The 416-nt window shown below is 65.6% G+C and carries 1 protein-coding gene; it reads left to right on the top strand.

Going from position 1 to position 416, the window contains the following annotated elements; genetic code table 11:
* The coding region (locus ACNFOC_RS55580; protein WP_416966469.1) for an efflux RND transporter periplasmic adaptor subunit at positions 1-416 on the top strand (416 nt) is incomplete at both ends.

Raw genomic sequence — 416 nt, 5'->3', positions numbered from 1 at the left:
GGCCAATGTGGAACGGCTGGAAGCGCTCGCCGGCTACAAGAAGATCACCGTGCCGTTCGATGGCGTGGTCACGGCGCGCGACACCGACGTCGGTGCGCTGATCAATGCGGGCGGCGGCTCGGGCCCGGCGATGTTCGTGGTCTCGGACATCACCAAGCTGCGCGTCTACGTCAACGTTCCCCAGAACTACGTGCCGGCGATCAAGATCGGCGCCACGGCGACCCTCGTGATGCCGGATTATCCGAACAAGACGTTTCAGGCGACGGTGGAGGCCTCCTCCCAGTCCGTGGATGTGGCTTCCGGCACGACGCGCATGCAGCTCGGGCTCGACAATGCGAGCGGCGAGCTGATGCCCGGCGGTTATGCCAGTGTGAGGCTCAATCTGCAGCGCGACACCGCGCCGCTCAGCATTCCCG

Source organism: Streptomyces colwelliae, from assembly GCF_048158785.1.
GTDB lineage: Bacteria > Actinomycetota > Actinomycetes > Streptomycetales > Streptomycetaceae > Streptomyces.
Note: the sequence above shows the minus strand (reverse complement) of the source record. Positions and strands in the feature narration are given on the sequence as shown.